The organism is Exiguobacterium sp. s56 (genome assembly GCF_018618255.1).
Taxonomy (GTDB): Bacteria; Bacillota; Bacilli; order Exiguobacteriales; family Exiguobacteriaceae; genus Exiguobacterium; species Exiguobacterium chiriqhucha.
The window spans coordinates 1-761 of record NZ_JACSLR010000042.1; the positions used below are offsets into that span (position 1 = coordinate 1).

General features: G+C 51.4%; 6 tRNA genes and 1 rRNA gene. All 7 read right to left on the minus strand.

Annotation, left to right across the window (positions count from 1 at the left end):
- Positions 1-101: 101 nt before the first annotated feature.
- Positions 102-177 (minus strand) — tRNA-Ala (locus KNP71_RS15715).
- 11 nt (positions 178-188) lie between these two features.
- Positions 189-265 (minus strand) — tRNA-Pro (locus KNP71_RS15720).
- A 7-nt stretch (positions 266-272) separates the two neighbouring features.
- A tRNA-Arg gene (locus tag KNP71_RS15725) sits at positions 273-349 on the minus strand.
- A 31-nt stretch (positions 350-380) separates the two neighbouring features.
- Positions 381-467 (minus strand) — tRNA-Leu (locus KNP71_RS15730).
- A 35-nt stretch (positions 468-502) separates the two neighbouring features.
- Positions 503-578, minus strand: a tRNA-Thr gene (locus KNP71_RS15735).
- A gap of 8 nt (positions 579-586) precedes the next feature.
- A tRNA-Val gene (locus tag KNP71_RS15740) sits at positions 587-662 on the minus strand.
- Positions 663-673: 11 nt separating this feature from the next.
- A 5S ribosomal RNA gene (gene rrf, locus KNP71_RS15745) occupies positions 674-761 on the minus strand; the annotation flags it as partial.

Consider the following 761-nt stretch of genomic DNA (forward strand, 5'->3'; position numbering starts at 1 on the left):
ATATAGCTCTTTAAAAATGACGAAGCTTGCGCTTCATTCAAAAATTGTAAAACTTTTTTTGCCTCATCGTTCAGTTTTCAAAGTTCGTCGGTTTAAAGAATTGGTGGAGCCTAGCGGGATCGAACCGCTGACCTCCTGCGTGCAAGGCAGGCGCTCTCCCAGCTGAGCTAAGGCCCCAAAAGTTATGATGGTCGGGAAGACAGGATTCGAACCTGCGACCCCTTGGTCCCAAACCAAGTGCTCTACCAAGCTGAGCTACTTCCCGAAATAGATGGTGCACCCTGAGAGATTCGAACTCCCGGCCTTTAGATTCGTAGTCTAACGCTCTATCCAGCTGAGCTAAGGGTGCGAGACGAATGAACTTTCATGGGATATTAAGATGGTACCGAGGGCCGGACTTGAACCGGCACGAGGAAACCCTCGCAGGATTTTAAGTCCTGTGCGTCTACCAATTCCGCCACCCCGGCAAGGTATAATTCATGCGGTAGACTATTTTAAAAAATGGTGCCGGCGAAAGGATTCGAACCCTCGACCCTCTGATTACAAGTCAGATGCTCTACCAACTGAGCTACACCGGCAGGTGTAATGGTGGAGGATGACGGGATCGAACCGCCGACCCCCTGCTTGTAAGGCAGGTGCTCTCCCAGCTGAGCTAATCCTCCAAATATGTAATGCCTGGCAGCGTCCTATCCTCACAGGGGGAGACCCCCAACTACTTTCGGCGCTGAAGCGCTTAACTTCCGTGTTCGGCATGGGAACGG